20 protein-coding genes and 1 other annotated feature are annotated in these 19,573 nt (G+C 59.1%); of the genes, 17 read left to right on the top strand and 3 right to left on the bottom strand.

The genetic code is table 11. The features are described from left to right. The first annotated feature begins 45 nt into the window (after nucleotides 1–45). The 14 genes from rpsU (at nucleotide 46) to B5E84_RS01415 (ending at nucleotide 15,742) form a co-directional block, all read left to right on the top strand. Nucleotides 46–222 carry a 30S ribosomal protein S21 gene (gene rpsU / locus B5E84_RS01485; RefSeq protein ID WP_087218105.1) on the top strand — a complete coding sequence of 59 codons (177 nt, stop codon included), beginning with the start codon at nucleotides 46–48 and terminating at the stop codon, nucleotides 220–222. Between the two features lie 181 nt (nucleotides 223–403). After that, the gene (locus B5E84_RS01480; RefSeq protein ID WP_087218102.1) at nucleotides 404–676 is read left to right on the top strand and encodes a YabP/YqfC family sporulation protein; all 273 of its coding nucleotides are present in this window, start codon (nucleotides 404–406) and stop codon (nucleotides 674–676) included. 10 nt (nucleotides 677–686) lie between these two features. Continuing rightward, nucleotides 687–1,922: a sporulation protein YqfD gene (locus tag B5E84_RS01475; protein ID WP_087218099.1), complete on the top strand. Its 1,236-nt coding sequence runs from the start codon at nucleotides 687–689 to the stop codon at nucleotides 1,920–1,922. Then, complete coding sequence (locus tag B5E84_RS01470; protein WP_087218096.1) at nucleotides 1,919–2,935, top strand: PhoH family protein; 1,017 nt, start codon at nucleotides 1,919–1,921, stop codon at nucleotides 2,933–2,935. Before B5E84_RS01475 ends, B5E84_RS01470 begins: the two co-directional genes overlap by 4 nt. Next, complete coding sequence (gene ybeY / locus B5E84_RS01465) at nucleotides 2,919–3,416, top strand: rRNA maturation RNase YbeY (RefSeq protein ID WP_087218094.1); 498 nt, start codon at nucleotides 2,919–2,921, stop codon at nucleotides 3,414–3,416. The genes B5E84_RS01470 and ybeY overlap by 17 nt, the downstream gene beginning before the upstream one ends. Further along, complete coding sequence (locus B5E84_RS01460; RefSeq protein ID WP_087218091.1) at nucleotides 3,413–4,537, top strand: DUF3048 domain-containing protein; 1,125 nt, start codon at nucleotides 3,413–3,415, stop codon at nucleotides 4,535–4,537. The genes ybeY and B5E84_RS01460 overlap by 4 nt, the downstream gene beginning before the upstream one ends. Next, nucleotides 4,527–5,930, top strand: coding sequence for a hypothetical protein (locus B5E84_RS01455; protein ID WP_087218088.1), 1,404 nt, complete (start codon nucleotides 4,527–4,529; stop codon nucleotides 5,928–5,930). Before B5E84_RS01460 ends, B5E84_RS01455 begins: the two co-directional genes overlap by 11 nt. Nucleotides 5,931–6,070: 140 nt before the next feature. After that, the gene (gene pfkB, locus B5E84_RS01450) at nucleotides 6,071–6,994 is read left to right on the top strand and encodes a 1-phosphofructokinase (protein ID WP_087218085.1); all 924 of its coding nucleotides are present in this window, start codon (nucleotides 6,071–6,073) and stop codon (nucleotides 6,992–6,994) included. A gap of 89 nt (nucleotides 6,995–7,083) precedes the next feature. Continuing rightward, nucleotides 7,084–7,560, top strand: coding sequence for a hypothetical protein (locus B5E84_RS01445; RefSeq protein ID WP_087218082.1), 477 nt, complete (start codon nucleotides 7,084–7,086; stop codon nucleotides 7,558–7,560). A gap of 155 nt (nucleotides 7,561–7,715) precedes the next feature. Further along, on the top strand, nucleotides 7,716–7,991 hold the full coding sequence (locus tag B5E84_RS01440; RefSeq protein ID WP_087218079.1) for a metal-sensing transcriptional repressor: 276 nt from the start codon (nucleotides 7,716–7,718) through the stop codon (nucleotides 7,989–7,991). 379 nt (nucleotides 7,992–8,370) lie between these two features. Further along, nucleotides 8,371–10,311, top strand: coding sequence for a heavy metal translocating P-type ATPase (locus B5E84_RS01430; protein ID WP_087218073.1), 1,941 nt, complete (start codon nucleotides 8,371–8,373; stop codon nucleotides 10,309–10,311). A 35-nt stretch (nucleotides 10,312–10,346) separates the two neighbouring features. Continuing rightward, nucleotides 10,347–10,580: a binding site (T-box leader), on the top strand. A 254-nt stretch (nucleotides 10,581–10,834) separates the two neighbouring features. Then, the gene (leuS, locus tag B5E84_RS01425; protein WP_087218070.1) at nucleotides 10,835–13,246 is read left to right on the top strand and encodes a leucine--tRNA ligase; all 2,412 of its coding nucleotides are present in this window, start codon (nucleotides 10,835–10,837) and stop codon (nucleotides 13,244–13,246) included. Nucleotides 13,247–13,480: 234 nt separating this feature from the next. Further along, nucleotides 13,481–14,587 carry an SLC13 family permease gene (locus B5E84_RS01420; RefSeq protein ID WP_087218067.1) on the top strand — a complete coding sequence of 369 codons (1,107 nt, stop codon included), beginning with the start codon at nucleotides 13,481–13,483 and terminating at the stop codon, nucleotides 14,585–14,587. A gap of 327 nt (nucleotides 14,588–14,914) precedes the next feature. Beyond that, the gene (locus tag B5E84_RS01415) at nucleotides 14,915–15,742 is read left to right on the top strand and encodes a L,D-transpeptidase family protein (protein ID WP_162612786.1); all 828 of its coding nucleotides are present in this window, start codon (nucleotides 14,915–14,917) and stop codon (nucleotides 15,740–15,742) included. Nucleotides 15,743–15,751: 9 nt separating this feature from the next. Here the strand turns inward: B5E84_RS01415 and B5E84_RS01410 are convergent, their stop codons facing one another. Further along, nucleotides 15,752–16,033 carry a hypothetical protein gene (locus tag B5E84_RS01410; RefSeq protein WP_242963211.1) on the bottom strand — a complete coding sequence of 94 codons (282 nt, stop codon included), beginning with the start codon at nucleotides 16,031–16,033 and terminating at the stop codon, nucleotides 15,752–15,754. Between the two features lie 12 nt (nucleotides 16,034–16,045). Then, nucleotides 16,046–16,462, bottom strand: coding sequence for a hypothetical protein (locus B5E84_RS01405; protein ID WP_087218059.1), 417 nt, complete (start codon nucleotides 16,460–16,462; stop codon nucleotides 16,046–16,048). 96 nt (nucleotides 16,463–16,558) lie between these two features. On the opposite strand from B5E84_RS01405, the gene B5E84_RS20530 reads away from it, so the two are divergent. After that, nucleotides 16,559–16,708 carry a hypothetical protein gene (locus tag B5E84_RS20530; protein ID WP_162612776.1) on the top strand — a complete coding sequence of 50 codons (150 nt, stop codon included), beginning with the start codon at nucleotides 16,559–16,561 and terminating at the stop codon, nucleotides 16,706–16,708. A gap of 49 nt (nucleotides 16,709–16,757) precedes the next feature. Here B5E84_RS20530 and B5E84_RS01400 read toward each other — a convergent pair whose 3' ends face one another. After that, complete coding sequence (locus B5E84_RS01400) at nucleotides 16,758–16,994, bottom strand: chorion class high-cysteine HCB protein 13 (protein ID WP_087218056.1); 237 nt, start codon at nucleotides 16,992–16,994, stop codon at nucleotides 16,758–16,760. Nucleotides 16,995–17,147: 153 nt separating this feature from the next. On the opposite strand from B5E84_RS01400, the gene B5E84_RS01395 reads away from it, so the two are divergent. Both B5E84_RS01395 and B5E84_RS01390 read left to right on the top strand, forming a co-directional pair. Further along, complete coding sequence (locus B5E84_RS01395) at nucleotides 17,148–18,314, top strand: alanyl-tRNA editing protein (RefSeq protein ID WP_087218054.1); 1,167 nt, start codon at nucleotides 17,148–17,150, stop codon at nucleotides 18,312–18,314. Next, nucleotides 18,311–19,453 (top strand): AI-2E family transporter, encoded by a 1,143-nt coding sequence (locus B5E84_RS01390; RefSeq protein WP_087218051.1) that lies wholly within the window; start codon nucleotides 18,311–18,313, stop codon nucleotides 19,451–19,453. Before B5E84_RS01395 ends, B5E84_RS01390 begins: the two co-directional genes overlap by 4 nt. Nucleotides 19,454–19,573: the final 120 nt, after the last annotated feature.

The raw sequence follows: 19,573 nt of genomic DNA, 5'->3' as shown, positions 1-19,573 counted from the left end.
TTTTTTGCACTCATTACACAACTGGAGGGAGGTCAGGTGTGAGCTATGTCTAACGTAATCGTAAAAGATAACGAGAGTCTGGACAGCGCGCTGCGCAGATTCAAGAGAAACTGTGCAAAGGCAGGTATCCAGCAGGAGATCCGTAAGAGAGAGCATTACGAGAAGCCGAGCGTAAGACGTAAGAAAAAGTCCGAAGCGGCTAGAAAACGTAAATTCAACTAATTGAGATCAGTTGCAGTTAATCCCCGATAGAGTCTATCGGGGATTTTTTCGTCGTGTCATAGGAAACGGCGTCCTCTATGACACAAAAGCCTCCGGCCGGCCGTTTCCCCTCCCCTTCCCAGGTATGGAACGGCCTTCTCCCGCATACAGTGGTAGAAAGGCGCAAAAAGGGGCCCTGCCAATGGGACGTCGGGTGAGGATGGCCGCCGTGGATGCCCTGGGACTGCCCAGGGACGTGGTTCTGGGGGAGACGGTGATTTCCATGGAGGGAGGGCGGACCATGGTGATTGAAAACTACAGGAGCATTCTCTTTTACGGGGACGGCTGCCTGAAACTTCTGACAAAGAACGGGAAGATCTCCGTGGAAGGAAACGGGCTGATGATCGACTATTACGATGAGGAAAGCATGAGGGTAACGGGAGTGATCCGCCGGATCGAGTTTGAGGAAATGTAGGAGGGATGCCATGAGGGCAGGACTGTCCCGCTGGCTGGGCGGGTATCTGTTGGTGCGGCTTACCGGCCGGGCGCCGGAGCGGTTTTTCAACCTCTGCCGGAGCCGGGGGATCGAGCTGTGGGGGCTTAGGGCCACCCCGGAGGGCTGCGAGGGCTATATGACGGTGGCCGGGCTGCGCCAGTCCAGGGAACCCATCCGAAAGGCGCAGGTAAAGCTCCGGATCCGGAGACGGTACGGCCTGCCCTTTTTTTTATACCGGAACCGGAAACGGAAACTGTTCTTCGCCGGGGTGGCGGCCTGTTTTGCCATGCTCTACGGCCTGTCCTTCTTTATCTGGGACATCCAGGTGGAGGGCAACCGGATGTACACGGAGGACACGCTGGTACGGTATTTTGGCGGCTTGGACATCCGCTGCGGGATGCCAAAAAGCCTGGTGGACTGTCAGGATCTGGAGGACAGCCTGCGCACGGATTTTCCGGAGATCACCTGGGTATCGGCGCGGGTATCGGGAACCCGCCTCCTGGTTAAGATAAAGGAGAATGAGGTTCTCTCCTCCGTTCCGGAGCTGGAGACGGGCCCCTGTGACATTGTGGCGGAAAAGGACGGGATCATCACGGAGATGATTGTCCGCAGCGGCACGCCTCAGGTGGCTGTGGGGGATACGGTGGCCGCCGGGGATGTGCTGATCAGCGGCGTGGTGCCCATCACTGACGACGGGGGAACGGTGGTGGCGGAACACTACGTCCGAGCAGACGGGGATGTGACCGCCAGGACGTCGGCCTCCTACCGTCAGGATTACAGCGGCTGGAGAACCGTGGAGACGATGACGGGCTGGGAGCGCCGGGGGGTGTTTCTGACTGTGGGCGGCTGGAGCCTTCGCCTGATGCCGCCGGAGCAGGGGGAAAGCCAGTGGAAAACGGCCACGGAGGAGCACCAGCTGGCTCTGACGGAAAATTTCTGCCTGCCGGTGTGGTGGGGAAGAATCCTGGCTAAGGAGTACAGCTCCTACGAGCGGATGTGCACGCCGGAGGAGAAGGAGGAGGCAAAAGAGCAGGCATTGACGGAATTTTCGGAAAAATTGACAGAAAAAGGGGTGCAGATTGAGGAAAATAATGCTAGAATAGTAGAAACCGGTTCTGGCTTTTCCGTGGAGGGCAGCGCCGTTCTTCGGGAGCCCATAGGAGAAAGCCGGGAGCTTACGTCCAGCAAAATATCAGCAGTAGAGGAGAATGACAGGACAGAATGAGTGTGATTGAAACCATGATCGACATCCCCGCGGAGCACGAGCAGAACGTCTGCGGGCAGTTTGACAGCTACATCAAGAAAATCGAGAGGACCCTGCGGGTGACCATGATCGCCAGGGACGGCATGATCAAGGTCATCGGGCCGGAGGAGATGGTAAAAAAGGCCAAGAGCGTATTTTCCAACCTGATTGAGCTTTCCAAGCGGGGAAACGCCATTACGGAGCAGAACGTGGACTACGCCATTTCCCTCTCCTTCACGGAGAGTGACGGGCAGATCCTGGAAATCGACAAGGACATCATCTGCCGCACCATAAACGGAAAGCCGGTAAAGCCAAAGACGGTAGGGCAGAAGCAGTACGTGGACCTGATCCGCAAGAAGATGATTGTCTTCGGCATCGGCCCCGCGGGAACGGGAAAGACTTATCTGGCCATGGCCATGGCCATCCAGGCCTTTAAAAACGGGGAGGTGAACCGGATCATCCTCACCCGTCCGGCCATCGAGGCAGGGGAAAAGCTGGGCTTTCTGCCGGGAGATTTGCAGAGCAAGATCGACCCCTACCTGCGGCCTCTCTACGACGCCCTCTACCAGATCATGGGGGCGGAGAGCTACCTGCACAACTCGGAGAAGGGGCTGATTGAGGTGGCGCCTCTGGCCTACATGAGAGGGCGGACCTTAGACAGCGCCTTCATTATCCTGGACGAGGCCCAGAACACTACGCCGGCCCAGATGAAGATGTTTCTCACCAGGATCGGCTTTGGCTCCAAGGTGATCGTCACCGGAGACCAGACCCAGAAGGACCTGGCGCCGGGTACGGTGTCCGGACTGGATATGGCTTTAAAGGTCCTGGGAAAGATCGACGACATCGGATTCTGCCGTCTGACCAACCAGGACGTGGTGCGCCATCCCCTGGTGCAGAAGATCGTACAGGCCTATGACGACTACGAGAGCAAGTTAAAGGACAAGGGAGAAAAGCCCAAGGGCATGAGGAGAAGGAAAAATGACCGTAGAGATTGAATACGAGGCGAAACGGCGGCTGGAGCTGCCCTATGAAACCATTATAAACGACGTGATTGAGGAGGCCATGGACTACGAGGACTGCCCCTACGAGGCGGAGGTGAGCGTCACCCTGACGGACAACGAGGCCATTCGGGAGATCAACCGGGAGCACCGGGGCATTGACAGCCCCACGGACGTGCTGTCCTTTCCCATGGTGGACTATGAGCGGCCGGCGGATTTTGACGGGCTGGAGGACCGGGCCGAGGACTATTTTAACCCGGAGACGGGGGAGCTGATGCTGGGGGATATTGTGGTTTCCGTGGATAAGGTGGAGGAGCAGGCGGAAAAGTACGGCCACTCCAGGGAGCGGGAACTGGCCTTTTTAGTGGCCCACAGTATGCTCCATTTATTCGGATACGACCACATGGAGGAGGAGGAGCGCCTTCTCATGGAGAAAAAACAGGAGGAAATCCTGGAGAGGAGAGGGTACCGCAGATGAGAAAGATGGGGGGATTTGCGCTGTGCCTGGGACTGGCTCTGAGCCTGCTTTTGCCCGGGTGCGGAAATAAATACGCGGAGGCGGTGAACGGACTGCCGGAGGAGACGGGGCAGACGCAGGCGGAAAAGCCGGTGGAGGTGACGGCCGCCCAGGAGGAGACAAAGGCGGAAACGGAGTACATTCCCCAGGAGCGGATTGCCGTGGACGGGAAGATCCAGAGCTACCTCACCGGGGAAATGCGGGCGGTGGAGCAGGCCGACCGCCGGCCCCTGGCGGTGATGATCAGCAACGACAAGGAGTCCTGGCCCCACTACGGCATGGGCCGTGCCGGGGTCATCTACGAGGTGCCTGTGGAAGGGGAAATGAACCGGTATATGGCCCTTCTGGAGGACTACGACGGTCTGGAGCGGATTGGTTCTGTGCGCAGCTGCCGCAACTGCTACATTGATTTCGCCAAGGAATTTGACGCCATTTACGCCCACTACGGGCAGAGCACCTTCGCGAAACCTTATCTGGACAGCATTGACAATATCAACGGGATCGAGGGAAAGGGCGCTCAGGCGTTTTTCCGGTCGAAGGACAAAAAGTCCCCTCACAACGCCTACACCAGCTTTCAGGGGATTCAGAAGGTGATCCAGGCTCTGGGCTACAGCCAGGAGTACGGGGACGGCTATGAGGGGCACTACCAGTTTGCCAGGCCGGACGAGCCGGTGACCCTGGACTTTGATACGGCGGTGGAGGCTGGCCGGATTGAGCCGGGCTACACCATGTATCACCCCTATTTTCAGTACGAGGAGGGAGACGGGCTGTACCACCGGTATCAGTCCGGAGCGCCGGAACAGAGCGACGAAGGCCCTCTGGCGGTGAAAAACGTGATTATCCAGTACTGCCAGTCCGGCTACTACGCCAACACGCAGTATCAGAATTTCAACGTGGAGACCTCAGAGTGGGGCTACTACGCCACCAACGGGAAGGCGGTGCCGGTGAGCTGGAAGAAGGAAAAGGGCGTCACCCGCTACTACGGCCCGGATGGGGAGGAAATCCGGCTGAATCCGGGAAAGACCTGGGTGTGCATCCTCTCTACCAAATATGTGGACAGGACGGAGTTTTATGGGAACTAACAGAACAGAGAGGGCAGACGGCAGAACCGGAGGGGCCGTACTGCTTTTAGGACCGGCTCTGGCGGCGGTGTGCGCCGCTCTGGGGCCGGCGCTCCGGTTTCCGGCTCTGAGCCGGATCGGGCAGGAGGGGAGCGTCTGGCAGGCGGCTCCCTATTTTGCCTATCTCACCCTTTGGGGGCTGTCGGCCTTTGCCATTCCCTGGGCGGTGGCGAGGCGGACGGCCTCCCTGGTGCGGAAGGGAAAACGGCGGAGTGCCAGACGGCTGTTTTATCAGGCCTTTGTCCTGGCCGCGGCGGCTGGGGCCCTTCTTGGGGGCGGTCTGTTCCTCGGAGGGGAGAAACTGGCGGCCTTTTTCGGACGGCCCATGGAGAGGTACTCCTGGGAAAGCCTGGCGCTGGCGGCGGCAGTTCTGCCGGCCCTGGGTGCGGCCAGAGGGCGGATGTCCGGCCTCGGCGCGGGGAGAACGGCGATTGGCCTTCTGTTTTTGGAGCAGGCGGCTGGAGGAGCGGCTGCCATAGCTCTGGCCGCCTCCGGCAGTCTGGATGGGAGAAAGTCGGAGCTGGTGTACGGCACAGCCGGATATTCCGGCGCCTTCGGCGCCTCCGGAAGCCTCCTTGGGTTAGGCGTGGGAGCCGGGATCGCCCTGGCAGCCTGTCTGGCGCTTTTGGGCCTGTTTGGAAAGGGTTGGGAGAGGCGGACGCGGAATGAGGGGCGGGAGACGGCCTCCGGCGGGGCCGGTTCTTCCGGATTTTCGGCGCTGCCGGCCTTCGGCGGCCTGTATTCCGGGCTTTTGTGGCTGGCCTTTGGAGGAAGTTTTCTGCTGGATAGCGCGCTGTACCGGCAGCCGGCGGCCGGGGACGGGAGCCTGATCGCCGGGGAAACCGGCTGGGGGCTGTTGTTTCGCTGTCTGCTGCCGGCTCTCTGCCTGGCGGCCTTGTTCGCCGCTCCCGGCCTGGCCCTCGTGTCCGGCATCACCGGGAGGAAAAACGGCAGGAGACAGGCCAGGGAGCGTCTGGGGAAGGCGGTACGGCTGTCCGCTGGCGCCGGGTGTCTGGGTGCGGTGGTATTGGCACTTCTTGGGGCCTTTGGGAGTGGCCTTTTATACCCTGGCATGGAGAGCGGAATGACCCTGGGGCTTTCTGCTTTCTGCGGGGCGGCGATCCCCTTTCTGGCGGTGGAAGCCGTGTGCGGGGCGGCCCTGATCCGGCTGGGGAAGGGGACGGTTGCTGTCCTGGCGGCAGTGGTTTCCCTGGCGGTCCACGGGGCGGCGGCCGCTTTGCTCCTGTCGCCTGGGGGCTTTGGAGTTTACGGGCTGGCGGCGGCTCACGGAGTGTCGGCCGCGCTGTTTTGCCTGGGCTGCCGGGGGCTTTTGCGGCTGCTTCTTGTTTCATAGGAAATGGGCCGCCGCGCTCCGGCGGGAGGCGCACTTCGCGCAGAGGAATATGGCTGCTGGCGCAGCCGAGCTCCGGCGCGGGTGTGCGCCAAGCGCACACTTTTTAGAAAGCCGGCAAAACGGATACGGGAGGAATTTTCATGATTTATACAGTCACCTTTAATCCGTCCCTGGACTATGTGGTGTCCCTGGACGGCTTTGCCCTTGGACGGACGAACCGTACGGTGGAGGAGCGCTTATTTCCTGGAGGCAAGGGGATCAACGTGTCTCTGGTGCTGCGGGAGCTGGGGCTGGAGAGCACGGCCCTGGGCTTTACGGCCGGGTTTGTGGGCCAGGAGATCGAGAGGCGGCTGGAGGAGCTGGGGCTGCACTGTGACTTTATCCCCCTTTCCTCCGGCTGCTCCCGGATTAACGTCAAGCTGAAGGACTTTGACGGGACGGAGATCAACGGCATGGGGCCGGAGATCGGGACAAAGGAGTGGGAGCGGCTGTCAGGGCGGCTGGAGGCCCTGGGCCAGGGGGATGTGCTGGTGCTGGCCGGTTCCATCCCCCGCTCTCTGCCGCCCAACGTTTACGGGGACATTTTAGGCCGGCTTTCCGGCCGCGGAGTTTTGACGGCGGTGGATGCGGACGGCAGCCTTTTGACGGAGGCATTGGCCCATCAGCCGTTTCTGGTAAAGCCCAACCACCACGAGCTGGGCGGGATTTTCGGCGTGGAAATCCGCAGCCGGGAGGAGGCCATCTCCTACGCCAAGCGCCTTCAGACCATGGGGGCGAAGAATGTGCTGGTGTCCATGGCGGGAGAGGGGGCGGTGCTGGCGGACCAGAATGGGGAGAGACATCAGCTCCCGGCCCCGGAAGGCCGCCTGGTAAACGCCGTGGGAGCCGGGGATTCCATGGTGGCCGGGTTTCTGGCCGGCTGGCTGAGAACCGGAGACTTTGGCTGCGCCCTCCGCATGGGACTTTCCGCCGGGAGCGCCACTGCCTTTTCCGAGGGGCTGGCCGCCGGGGACCGCATCCAGGCCGTATACGAATCTTTCGGGAAAATTTTGGGAACTGTATAGAAACCGTAAGGAAATCGAAAAGACGTTCCGCCTCCCTCCATGCTATACTGAGAGCAGGATGAGGGAGGATGGCTGGAAGGAGGCGGAATATGGACGGAAACAGGATCAAAATTTTGGCGGGGCTGCTGCTGGTGACGGCACAGACTGCCATTGGGGGACGGGAATTTCTCACCCTTCCCGGCTACGTCCTGTTTGTGATGGGGATCGCGGGGCTGGAGCGGGAGGAGGGACGGACCTCTCCCTGGGCCCACGGGGCCATGGCGGGCCTGGTGATTTTAGCGGGGCTGCACGGGATACTGGAGGAGCGGATGACCACGGCGGTGGGGGCAGTGCTTTTGCTGCTTGAGATCGTCTGCCTGCGCTACGCCCTGGTGCTTCTGCAAAAACGCCATATGTCCCAGGAATTTGAGACCGCCTACCTTTTAATCATGTGCGCGGCGGCTTTGGGGATGGGCCTTTCCTCCGCCTTTGGCGCGGAAATGTTTTCCCTGTCGGAGACAGCCGCCTGCTTTGCCGGCCGCGGGCTGGCGGTGTGGGCGCTGTGCAGCTGGCGGGAGAGAGGCTAGAGGGCAAAAGAGGCTGGCGGAGCCTGTTTTGGCGGAAAGGACAGGAATTTTTCCGCGGATGCCGGCGGCCTGTCCGCGCCCACTTGACAAACGGACAAAAATGGCGGAAAATAGACGGCAGGCATACCCATGTGGGTATACGAGGAGGCGATCACATGAGACAATGTATGGATTCAGACAATCTGCACAGGCGGTTGAAAAAAATCATAGGCCAGGTACAGGCGATTGACCGCATGATTGACGAGGACGTTCCCTGTGAGGACATCCTCTCCCAGATCAACGCCGCCAAGTCCGCCCTTCACAAAGCGGGACAGGTGGTGCTGGAAGGTCATATCAAGCACTGCGTGCGGGACGGCATTGAGCACGGGGATGCGGATAAAACCATCGCGAATTTCACGAAAGCGGTGGAGCGATTTGCCAATATGCACTGAACCAGAGGCAGGATACAGGGACCAGTCCTTTTGAGGGCTGGTTTTTTTGTGTTATAGTAGGAAACTGCGCCCCCTATGACGCAAACGCCTCCGGCGGGAGACGCATTCCGCGCAGAGGAAACTGGCTGCCGGCACAGCCGCGCTCCGGCGCGAGTGTGTGCTGCTGCGCCCACTTTTTATAAAAAACGGTGTTTCCCATTGAAACGCCTTCAGCGGAGAGGGACTCCCACAGAGGAAGACAGCTGCCGGCGCAGACAGCCCCACAGTTTCCGTTTCCGTGAATGCGCTGCAAACCTTCAGTTTCTCTTGACAACTTATACCCCTATAGGTATAGTATACTTATACCTATATAGGTATAAAGGAAAAGGAGGAACAAAATATGAAATGGTTGGAGCGCATTTTGGAGTGGGGAGGAAGGAAACGGGATGTGGTCTTTCTGGCGGTTTCCGGAGCAGCCCTGGCAGCCAGTATGGCCCATTTCCGTTTTTTTGGCCTGGATCCCGCCTGGGCCGCCATCCTGCTTTGCGGTCTGCCCATCCTGTTGGAGGCGGTGATCGGGCTGGTGACGGCCTTCGACATCAAGGCGGATGTGCTGGTGTCCATCGCACTGGTGGCCTCTGTTTTGATCGGGGAGGACTTTGCCGCCGGGGAGGTAGCCTTTATCATGCAGTTAGGAGCCCTTTTGGAGGATGTGACGGTGGCCAGAGCCAGGGCCGGGATTGAACGGCTGGTACACCTGACTCCCAGGACAGCCAGACGGCTGAAGGGGGAAACGGAAACGGTCATTCCCGCGGAACAGGTGAACGCGGGGGATGTGCTGCGGGTGCTGCCGGGGGAGACGATCCCTGTGGACGGCGTGATCCTTGCGGGGCAGACGTCGGTGGATCAGTCGGTAATGACAGGAGAGTCTCTGCCGGTGGATAAGGGGGCGGGGGACGAGGTCTCCAGCGGAACGGTAAATCAGTTTGGCGCCTTTGACATGAAAGCGGTGAAGGTGGGAGAGGACAGCTCCATCCAGCGGATGATCCGCCTGGTGCAGTCCGCAGACGCCGGAAAGGCGAAAATCGTGGGGATCGCTGACCGTTGGGCCACCTGGATTGTGGTGACGGCGTTGACGGCGGCAGTTCTCACCTGGCTGGTGAGCGGACAGTTCATCCGGGCAGTGACCATTCTGGTGGTGTTTTGCCCCTGCGCCCTGGTGCTGGCAACGCCCACGGCGATCATGGCCGCCATCGGGAACGCCTCCAGGCATGGCTGTCTGGTGCGGGAGGGGGACGCTCTGGAGCGGCTTGCCTCCGTGTCCGTAGTCACCTTTGACAAGACGGGAACCCTGACCCATGGAACCCTGGAGGTAACGGCAGTGGAGAGCCTGGAGGCAGAATGGACGAGGGAGGAGCTGTTTGCCCTCCTGGCTGGGGCGGAGTCCCGCTCGGAACATCCTGTGGGGCGGGCGGTGGTCCGGGGCTGGGAGCGGGAACGCATCGCCGGTGAACGGGAAGGCCAGAATGGGAACGAGGAGAGCCGGGCGTCCGTTTTCCGGCCGGAGGCCTTTCAAATGGTTCCAGGCCGGGGAGTGTCGGCCTGCATCCGGGGTCGTGAAATCCTGGCGGGAAACGCGGCCCTGATGGAGGAACGGCAAATTCTGTTTCCGGAGGAGGGGAAACGGAGGGCAGAGACGTACCGAAAACAGGGCTGCACTGTGATTTATATAGCAGTGGACGGGAAAGGGACCGGTCTGGCCGCTTTATCGGATACCTTGCGGGCGGATGCCCCGGAAACGGTTTATGAGATCCGGGAGGCGGGGGCGGAGCCGGTTCTCCTGACCGGAGACCACGAAAGCGCTGCCAGCCATATCGCCGGAAAGCTGGGACTTACCAAAGTGTATGCCGGCTGTCTGCCGGAGGATAAACTGAACTATATTGAGACCAGCCAGCAGGCGGGAAATCCTGTGTGCATGGTGGGAGACGGGATCAACGATGCCCCCGCCCTGCGGAAGGCGCACGTGGGAATTGCCATGGGCGGGATCGGAAGCGATATTGCCGTGGACGCTGCCGACATCGCCCTCATAAACGACAACATCAGGGAGCTGCCCCACCTCCTTCTGCTGGCCAGACGGATGATGGTCACCATCAAATGCAACATGGCTTTCTCCATGACGCTCAACGGGATTGCCATTGTGCTTGCCGCTACTGGCGTTTTAAATCCGGTGGTGGGCGCCCTGGTACACAACGCCGGTTCCGTGCTGGTGATCCTAAATTCTGCCCGCCTTTTGAGCTGGAGCGGGAAAGAACCGTGGAAAAAGGCAGAAAACAACGGTTGACAGAAAAAGCCAAGTGTGCTAAATTAAGGTCTAGCGCAAATACTGTGACAGGGAGTAGTAGCCATCTACAGCGCATCAGAGAGCCGCCGGCCGGTGAAAGGCGGTTGCGTGAACGTGGTGAACTGGCCCTTGAGTAGCCTTCCCAACGGATCAGGGGATCCCAGTAGGAACGGCCGGCTGCCCGCCGTTACCGGGACGACGAGGAGCACACGGACAGGCGTGTGAAATAGAGTGGTACCGCGTGAGAAGAATGGTCTTGCGTCTCTATACAGAAATGATAGAGGCGCAGGGCTTTTTTATGTCATAGGAAACTGCGTTTCCTATGACATAAAAGCCTCCGGCGGGAGGCGCACTTCGCGCAGAGGAAGATGGCGGGAACGCCGTAGGCGTGGAGCCATCTGGCTTTCATAATTCGTGATGACCGCGTTAGCGGTCATGTCCGTTTTGTGAAATAAAAGCCAGAACATCTGTCCTGCCGCCGTCTGTCAGAGCACCAAGAAACCACCAAAAAGGAGGAACTGTCATGGCACAGTACAATCACACGGCCATTGAGAAAAAATGGCGTGAGAACTGGGCAAAGCACCCGATCAATGTAAACGACGGCAAAAAGGAGAAATATTACTGCCTGGATATGTTTCCCTATCCGTCCGGCAGCGGACTGCACGTAGGACACTGGAGAGGCTACGTGATCTCCGACGCCTGGAGCCGTTATCAGCTTTTAAAAGGAAAATATGTGATCCATCCCATGGGATGGGACGCCTTCGGCCTTCCGGCTGAGAACTACGCCATCAAGATGGGCGTTCACCCGGCTATCTCCACGGCGGAGAACGTAAAGAACATCAAGCGCCAGATCAACCAGATCGCGGCCATCTACGACTGGGATATGGAAGTAAATACCACCGATCCCGGTTTCTACAAATGGACCCAGTGGATTTTCGTCCAGATGTTTAAAAAGGGCCTGGCCTACGAGAAGGAATTCCCCATCAACTGGTGCCCGTCCTGTAAGACCGGCCTTGCCAACGAGGAAGTGGTAAACGGCTGCTGCGAGCGCTGCGGCACCCCGGTGACGAAGAAGAACCTGCGCCAGTGGATGTTAAAGATCACTAACTATGCGGAGCGCCTGTTAAACGACCTGGACAAATTAGACTGGCCGGAAAAGGTAAAGAAGATGCAGAGCGAGTGGATCGGCAAATCCTACGGCGCGGAGGTGGATTTCCCCATCGACGGCAGAGAGGAGAAGATCACGGTCTACACCACCCGCCCCGACACCCTCTACGGGGCTACCTTCATGGTACTGGCCCCGGAGCACGCCCTGGCAAAGAGCCTGGCCACCGACGAGACGAGAGAGGCTGTGGAGAAATACATTTTCGACGCGTCCATGAAGTCCAACGTAGACCGTCTCCAGGACAAGGAAAAAACCGGCGTGTTCACCGGCAGCTACGCCATCAACCCCTTAAACGGCGCGAAGGTGCCGATCTGGCTGTCTGACTACGTGCTGGCGGACTACGGCACCGGCGCCATCATGTGCGTACCGGCCCACGACGACCGTGACTTTGAGTTCGCGAAGAAATTTGACCTTCCCATCATCCAGGTCATCGCCAAGGATGGAAAGGAAATTGAAAATATGACGGAGGCCTACACAGAGGCAAGCGGCACCATGATCAACTCCGGCGAGTGGAACGGCATGGAAAGCTCTGTGCTGAAGAAAGAGGCACCGGCCATGATCGAGGCCAGAGGCCTGGGCAAAAAGACGGTGAACTACAAGCTCCGTGACTGGGTGTTCTCCCGTCAGAGATACTGGGGAGAGCCTATCCCGATCATCCACTGCCCGAAGTGCGGCAACGTGCCGGTTCCGGAGGACCAGCTCCCCTTGACCCTTCCGGAGGTGGAGAAATACCAGCCTACGGGAACGGGAGAATCCCCCCTGGCGGACATCGACTGGTGGGTGAACACCACCTGTCCCTGCTGCGGTTCCCCGGCAAAGCGGGAGACCAACACCATGCCCCAGTGGGCCGGTTCCTCCTGGTACTTCCTCCGCTACGTGGACAGCAAGAACGACAAGGAGCTGGTTTCCAGAGAGAAGGCGGACAAGTACCTGCCGGTGGATATGTACATCGGCGGCGTAGAGCACGCGGTGCTGCACCTGCTGTACTCCCGGTTCTACACCAAGTTCCTCTATGACATCGGCGTCATCGACTTTGACGAGCCCTTCACCAAGCTGTTTAACCAGGGCATGATCACCGGAAAGAACGGCATCAAGATGAGTAAGTCCAAGGGCAACGTGGTTTCCCCGGACGATCTGGTGAGAGACTACGGCTGCGACGCCCTGCGTCTCTACGAGCTCTTTGTGGGACCGCCGGAGCTGGATGCGGAGTGGGACGACAGAGGCATTGAGGGCGTAGCCCGTTTCTTAAAGCGGTTCTACTCCCTGGTGATGGACAACCGGGACAAGGACGTGAAGGAGACGAAGGAAATGGTGAAACTGCGCCACAAGCTGGTGTTTGACATCGAGCAGCGGTTTGACCAGTTCAGCTTAAACACCGTCGTGTCCGGTTTCATGGAGTACAACAATAAGCTGATCGACTTAGCCAAGCAGGAAGGCGGCATCGACAAGGAGACCTTAAAGACCTTCGTCATCCTCTTATCCCCCTTCGCGCCTCACATGGGCGAAGAGCTGTGGGAGGCCTTAGGCGGCACGGACAGCGTATTCCACGCGTCCTGGCCGGAGTGCGACAAGGAGGCCATGAAGGACGACGAGATTGAGATCCCCGTTCAGGTGAACGGAAAGACCCGCGCGGTGGTGAGCCTGCCGGCGGATGTGGCCAAGGAGGACGCCCTGGCAGCCGGAAAGGCAGCGGTGGCGGACAAGATGACGGGAACCATCGTAAAAGAGATCTACGTTCCCGGAAAGATCATCAACCTGGTCTGCAGATAAAAGTTCATTCAGGAAAGGAAAACAGCGTGCGGGAGAAATGGCCTGCCCGCTGTTTTTCTGCGTTTCCTGTGAGACAAGCGCACACTTTTTATGCCGTAGGAAACAGTGTTTCCTATGACACAAAAGCCTCCGGCGGGAGGCGCACTCCGCGCAGAGGAATATGGCTGTTTACGCAGCCGCGCTCCGGCGCGAGTGTGCGCCAAGCGCACACTTTAAAAAACGGGAGAGAAAAACGTGGAAAGAATCAAACAGTTTGTAAAAAAGGAGACGGTGCTGTCCGCGGCCATCCTGCTGGCGGCAGTTTCCTGCTTTTTCGTAGTGCCGGACCGGGAGTATCTGGGCTACATTGACACCCGCACCCTGGAGCTTTTATTCTGCCTGATGGCGGTGATGGCTGGGTTTCAGGAGCTGGGGGTATTCCGCCTTTTGGGGGCGGCCCTCCTGCGGCAGGTACACAGCGAGCGGGGAGTGGCCGCCAGCCTGGTGTTCCTGTGTTTCGTCTGCAGCATGGTGATCACCAACGACGTGGCCCTGGTGACCTTCGTCCCCTTCGCTGTCCTGGTGCTGGGGATGGCGGGCATGGAAAAACGGGTGTGCATTACCGTGGTCCTGATGACCATCGCCGCCAACCTGGGGAGTATGCTGACTCCCATCGGAAACCCTCAGAATCTGTATCTCTACGCTCTGTCCGGCATGGGAATGGGCCCCTTTGTGGCCCTGATGGCCCCCTACGCGGCAGCGTCGGCGGCGATGCTTGCCGGCGGGCTGGCGTTTGCCTTTTCCGGCCGGACGGTGGAGTGTCCCCTGGAGTGTCCGCCGGCGCCGAACGGGAAACGGCTCGGCCTCTATCTGGCCCTCTTTGCCCTGTGCCTGCTCACGGTGTCCGGCCTTCTGAGGGAGGAGCTTTTGCTGGCAGCGGTGGTTTTGGCAGTGCTGGCGGACCAGCGGGGCCTCCTTGCCAGGGTGGACTATGGGCTTTTGCTCACCTTTGCCGCCTTCTTCATATTTATCGGCAATATGGGGCGTCTGCCCGGTTTCTGCCGGTTTCTGGAGCGTGTGCTGGCGGGAAATGAGCGTCTGGCGGCAGTGGCGGCCAGCCAGGTGATCAGCAACGTCCCTGCGGCCCTTCTGCTGTCCGGGTTTACGGACCAGTGGCAGGAGTTAATCATCGGCACAAATCTGGGCGGCCTGGGAACCCTCATCGCCTCCATGGCCAGCCTGATTTCCTACAAGCAGATCGCCGTCCATTTTCCGGAGAAAAAGGGGAGGTATCTGGCGGTCTTTACCGTCTGGAACCTGGGATTTCTGGCGGTGCTTTTAGGCCTGTCCGCGGCGCTGTAAAGGCGGATGGAAACTGGCGGAAAACAGACATGACCGCTAACGCGGTCATCACGAATCATGAAAGCCAGATGGCTCCACGCCTACGGCGTTCCCGCCATCTGCCGGCGGTATTCGAAATCCGGGCTGCGCCCTCCTTTCTCATACCGTCTTGCCCGTCTGATGCCGATATATCTGTGCGTGCTCGCACGCCCATCTATATCGGCGTCATCCGGGGCTTTCATAGTAAATCGTAAGGAATTTGACGGTCTTTTGTTGTTTACCGGGGTGGAAGGCCTGTGCTATGATAAAGGACAGAAACACAAACGGGAGAGAGGACAGGTGAGAAGGATGAAGAAATGGAGACGAATGGCCCTGGCAGCGTGTTTGGCAGCCGGGCTTTTGACCATGGGTATGGCGGCAGAGGCTCTAGCGGAGACGGCAGGCCCCGGCGGCCAGCTGGTGAAGACGGAGGACGGCCGCACCGTGAGACAGGAGACGGAGGGAAACGCCCTTTCCGGCGGCGGACAGGCCCAGGGGGAAGAAAACCTTTCAGGCGGCGGAGCGACGGCCCAGGGGGAGGAATCCCTTCCCGATGGGGATGTGCTTAAAAACGCGGACCTGGTGGCGGACGCGGATCAGGTACTGGTGGTCCGCGGCCAGGGCGGTGCCTCTATCCGTGCGGCCTACTACCGGGCGGAGAGCGGAACCTGGAGCCAGATTTTTGAAACCACCGGCGTGTGGGGCTTAAAGGGCTGCACGGAGGATAAGCGGGAGGGCGACAAAAAAACGCCCTGCGGTGTGTATCAGTTTAACAAGGCCTTCGGCATTCTGGAGGACCCCGGCTGCGTTCTCTCTTACCATCAGGTGACGGAGGCGGATTACTGGGTGGACGATCCGAAAAGCGCTCACTACAACCGGATGGTGACCGCGGGCCAGGTGGAAAAGGACTGGGACTCCGCGGAGCACCTGATCGAGGTCTCGCCTTACTATAACTACGCCCTTTCCCTCACCTACAATGAGGAGGCTGTCCCCGGCCTGGGCTCCGCCATTTTCCTCCACTGCACCACCGATGGCTATCCCGGCTCCAGCGGCTGCATCTGCATCCCGGAGCCGGAGATGAAAACCGTCATGCAGTCGGCCAGCGAGCGGACCAGAATCGTCATCCTGGAGCGCTGACGAGACGGCCTAGGGGCGCCTGGCCGCCATTTTCCGGGAAAACATTTTTAACACGGAAAGCTTTTTCTGCTCCGACGGGGGCATATGGGAGGATAAAATGGTCACTAAAATGTCCGTTTCCTCGTCAGAAAAGCGGATGCCCTTCTGATTGGCCTCCATCTGAAAGGAGAGGAGGGCGGAGAGCATCTGCGGGCCGGGCGTCCGTTTCAGACGCTCGGAAAACTCCGTCAGGACCTCCAGTTTCTTTGGGTCCAGTTTCTTCAGGCGCGGATCTTTTTTCCAGTCAGTCATGATCGTCCCCCTTTAATTTCCCTGCTGCATGGCCTGGACCATGAGCTGCATGGTGTCCATTCTGGACTGCTGTTCCGGTGACAGGAAATTTTTCATCTGCTCCACTGGTGTGGAAATGCCCCGCAGCAGGTTGGAGAGGAGGGAGATCATCTCCTGCTCGTATGTATTGCCGTAGGGCTTGATGGCCTCCAGCATATCCGCGGGAGAGGCGGCGGGACGGGCGGCGGAGGCAATGCCCATGGCAGCCACCTGGTCGTCCTGAAACAGCCTCATGGTGCGCCGCAGCTCCTGCATTTTGATCATCATGGAAAAGAGTCTCTGCTGGGATACGTTCATATAGGGCAGGGCGGCCTTCATCATCTGGAGATGGTGGTCGCCGGTGAGGTAGTCCAGATCCGTGAGCTTTAACGGCTGTTCGTCTTGTTTCATCTTCCGATACCTCCGGAAATTCCTTGGTGCCAGTATATGCGCCGTTCAAGGAATTCATGCCGGCTGCATATAGTAATGGTGTTAGGAGAGTGATGAATGATGGCGACACGCCTGATTATAGATGGAAATGCTGTCTACGAGATCGACGAGGAATGCTTAAAGAAACGGCAGAGAAGGGAGCCGGAGCGCCGCACCATGCGGGGGCAGGAGGCAAAGCCGGGAAAACGGCCGGGAAAGAAACAATGAGTTACAAAGGAAGGGGGCGCGGATTCCGCGCCCCTAATATCATACGGCCTTAGCAGAAGAAACTTCCGCCGCCCCAGCCGCTGCCACAGCAGCAGCATAAGATCAGGATCCACAGCCATTCGGAGCCCCATCCTCCTCCGCAGCCGCCGCCACAGCCGTTATGTTCCCCACCGCAGCAGCAGCACAGGATCAGCAATAAGAAAAGAATATTGCATCCGCTGCCGCAGTTTCCTCCTGTCTCACATCCGCACCCGCATCCGCAGTTGGTTGCTGCCAAATCACTCATGTCTGTTCCTCCAATAAGTTGATTACACTCCATCATATGACGGCCGGCTTGCCACTGTTTCCCCGTTTTTTGAAAAATTTTAGAATTCCCCCGATTGAAGCGGGGAGAGAGTTGTGTATAATAGGGGTAAGAAATACAGCGAGGAGAACCGTTATGGAAAGATTATACGATCAGTCATCATACGAGAAGGAATTTACGGCGTCCGTCACCGGCTGCCGGGAGGGAAAGGGCGGAAGATGGGAGGTTACCTTGGACCGCACCGCTTTTTTCCCGGAGGGCGGCGGACAGCCCTACGATACGGGAATTCTGGGAGAGGCCAGGGTTCTGGAGGTACACGAAAAGGAGGGGGACGTGGTTCACTACACGGACAGGCCCCTGACCGTGGGAGAGAAGGTTACAGGCCGCATCGACTGGGAGCGGCGCTTTGACAATATGCAGGGCCATTCCGGAGAGCACATCATCACCGGCTGCATACATAACCGTTTCGGCTACGACAACGTAGGTTTTCACATGGGAAAGGAGGAGATCACCATTGATTTCAACGGGGTGATTTCCCCGGAGGACTTAGACGAGATCGAGCTGGAGGCCAACCAGGTCATTTACAGGGATCTGCCCATCCAGGTGATAGTGCCGTCCCCGGAGGAGCTTTCCCAGATGGAGTACAGGAGCAAAAAGGAGCTGACAGGGGATGTGCGGATCGCCGTGATTCCCGGGGTGGATGTGTGCGCCTGCTGCGGCACCCACGTGGCCAGTACGGGAGAGGTGGGGCTGATTAAGGTCTTAGGCATGATCCATTATAAAGGTGGGGTGCGCATTTCCCTGCTCTGCGGACGCCGGGCCCTGCTCTATGTGAGAAACCGTCAGAATCAGGTAGCGGAGTTATCCGTCCTCCTAGCGGCGAAACAGGACGAGGTGTGCGCCGCTGTGGTGCGGTTAAAGGAGGAAAAGGAGAGGCTGGAGATGGAGCTTTCCCGTCTGCGCCAGGCGGAGGCGGAGGCAAAGGCCGGGGCGTTCCCGGCTCAGGGCGGAGCTCTGGCCGTGTTTGAGGAAATGGAGCCGGTACAGTTAAGAAAGTACTGCACCATGCTCTACGAGGGCGGAAAAGGGGAGATTGTGCTGGCCTGCGCCAGAAAGGGAGATGGCTATCTCTACGTCCTGGGCAGCGCCTCCCACGACATGAGGGCCCTCTCGAAAAAGCTGAACGCCTGCTTAAACGGCAAGGGCGGCGGCAGCAGCCTTATGGCCCAGGGGACGTTTCTGGCGGACGAAGGAGAGATTAAGCGCGCCTTTGCCCAGTGCGCGGGAGAGGAATTGGAATGAATTTGTCAGATGACACTGTAAAGAAAATCAGAGGCCTGGTCCTCTTTACCATCGTGGCGGCCGTGGCTGCCGTCCATTACAGGGAGTGCCTGGCGGTGCTTGCCAGGCTCCTTCATATGCTCTTTCCCTTTCTTTTGGGAGGAGCCATCGCCTTTGGCTTAAATGTGCCCATGAGGCAGGTGGAACGCCTTCTCATCGGTAAAGGAGAACGGAAAAAATGGCATCGCCCTGTGGGGCTCGTGGTCACGATCGTGCTGGTGGCCGGCGTGCTGTTTCTGGTGGTGTTTGTGGTGGCGCCGGAGCTGGTGCGCACCCTGGTGGGCTTAAGCCGCAGCGTGCCGGTGTTCGTGGAGCGGACCCTGAGCCAGGCGGAGGAGCTGTTTGTCCAGTATCCGGAGATCGTCCAGACCATCGAGTCCATAGAGATTAACTGGGTGGAGCTGTTCCAGCAGATCATCGGCTTTTTGAAGAACGGGGCCGGCTCCGTTTTGGATACCACCTTTTCCGCTGCGGTATCCATCGTCACCGGCTTTACCAATTTCAGCATCGGTTTCATCTTTTCCCTCTACATCCTGCTGCAGAAGGAAACGCTCTGCGCCCAGGGCAAACGGCTGGCCCGCGCCTTTCTGCCGGAGCAGGCCGCCGAACTGCTGATCGCCATCGCCAAACGGACGGAGCGCACCTTTTCCCATTTCCTGGCGGGGCAGTGCGTGGAGGCGGTGATCCTGGGAACCATGTTCTTTGTGACCATGTCCCTTTTGAGAATGCCCTACGCCCTTCTCATCGGCGTGCTCATCGCGTTCACAGCCCTGATCCCGGTGTTCGGAGCGTTCATTGGCTGCGCGGTGGGGGTGTTTCTCATGCTGATGGTAAGCCCCTTTACCACCCTGGAATTCGTGGTGGTGTTCCTGGTGCTCCAGCAGATCGAGGGAAACCTGATCTATCCCCACGTGGTGGGAAATTCTGTGGGCCTTCCCTCCATCTGGGTGCTCATGGCCGTCACCGTGGGCGGCAGCCTGATGGGAGTTGTGGGAATGCTGGTGTTTATCCCCCTGTGCTCCGTGCTCTATTCCCTGCTGCGGGATGAGGTGCGCCGCAGGGAGTGGAAACGGCGGAGCCGGAAAACCGGTTCTGCCTGACTGGTTCAGACCGGAAAACCGGGAGCCGGCTGGCAGCTGCGTGCCGCTGGGCTCCCGGTTTTTTTGAGGTGTCGTGGGAAATGGTGTTTCCTATGGCACAAAAAAAGGCGCCGGCGGCGC

Origin of the sequence: Lachnoclostridium sp. An14, assembly GCF_002160755.1 — a bacterium.
Lineage (GTDB): Bacteria > Bacillota > Clostridia > Lachnospirales > Lachnospiraceae > Lachnoclostridium_A.
This window is presented reverse-complemented; position numbering and strand designations above follow the sequence as displayed.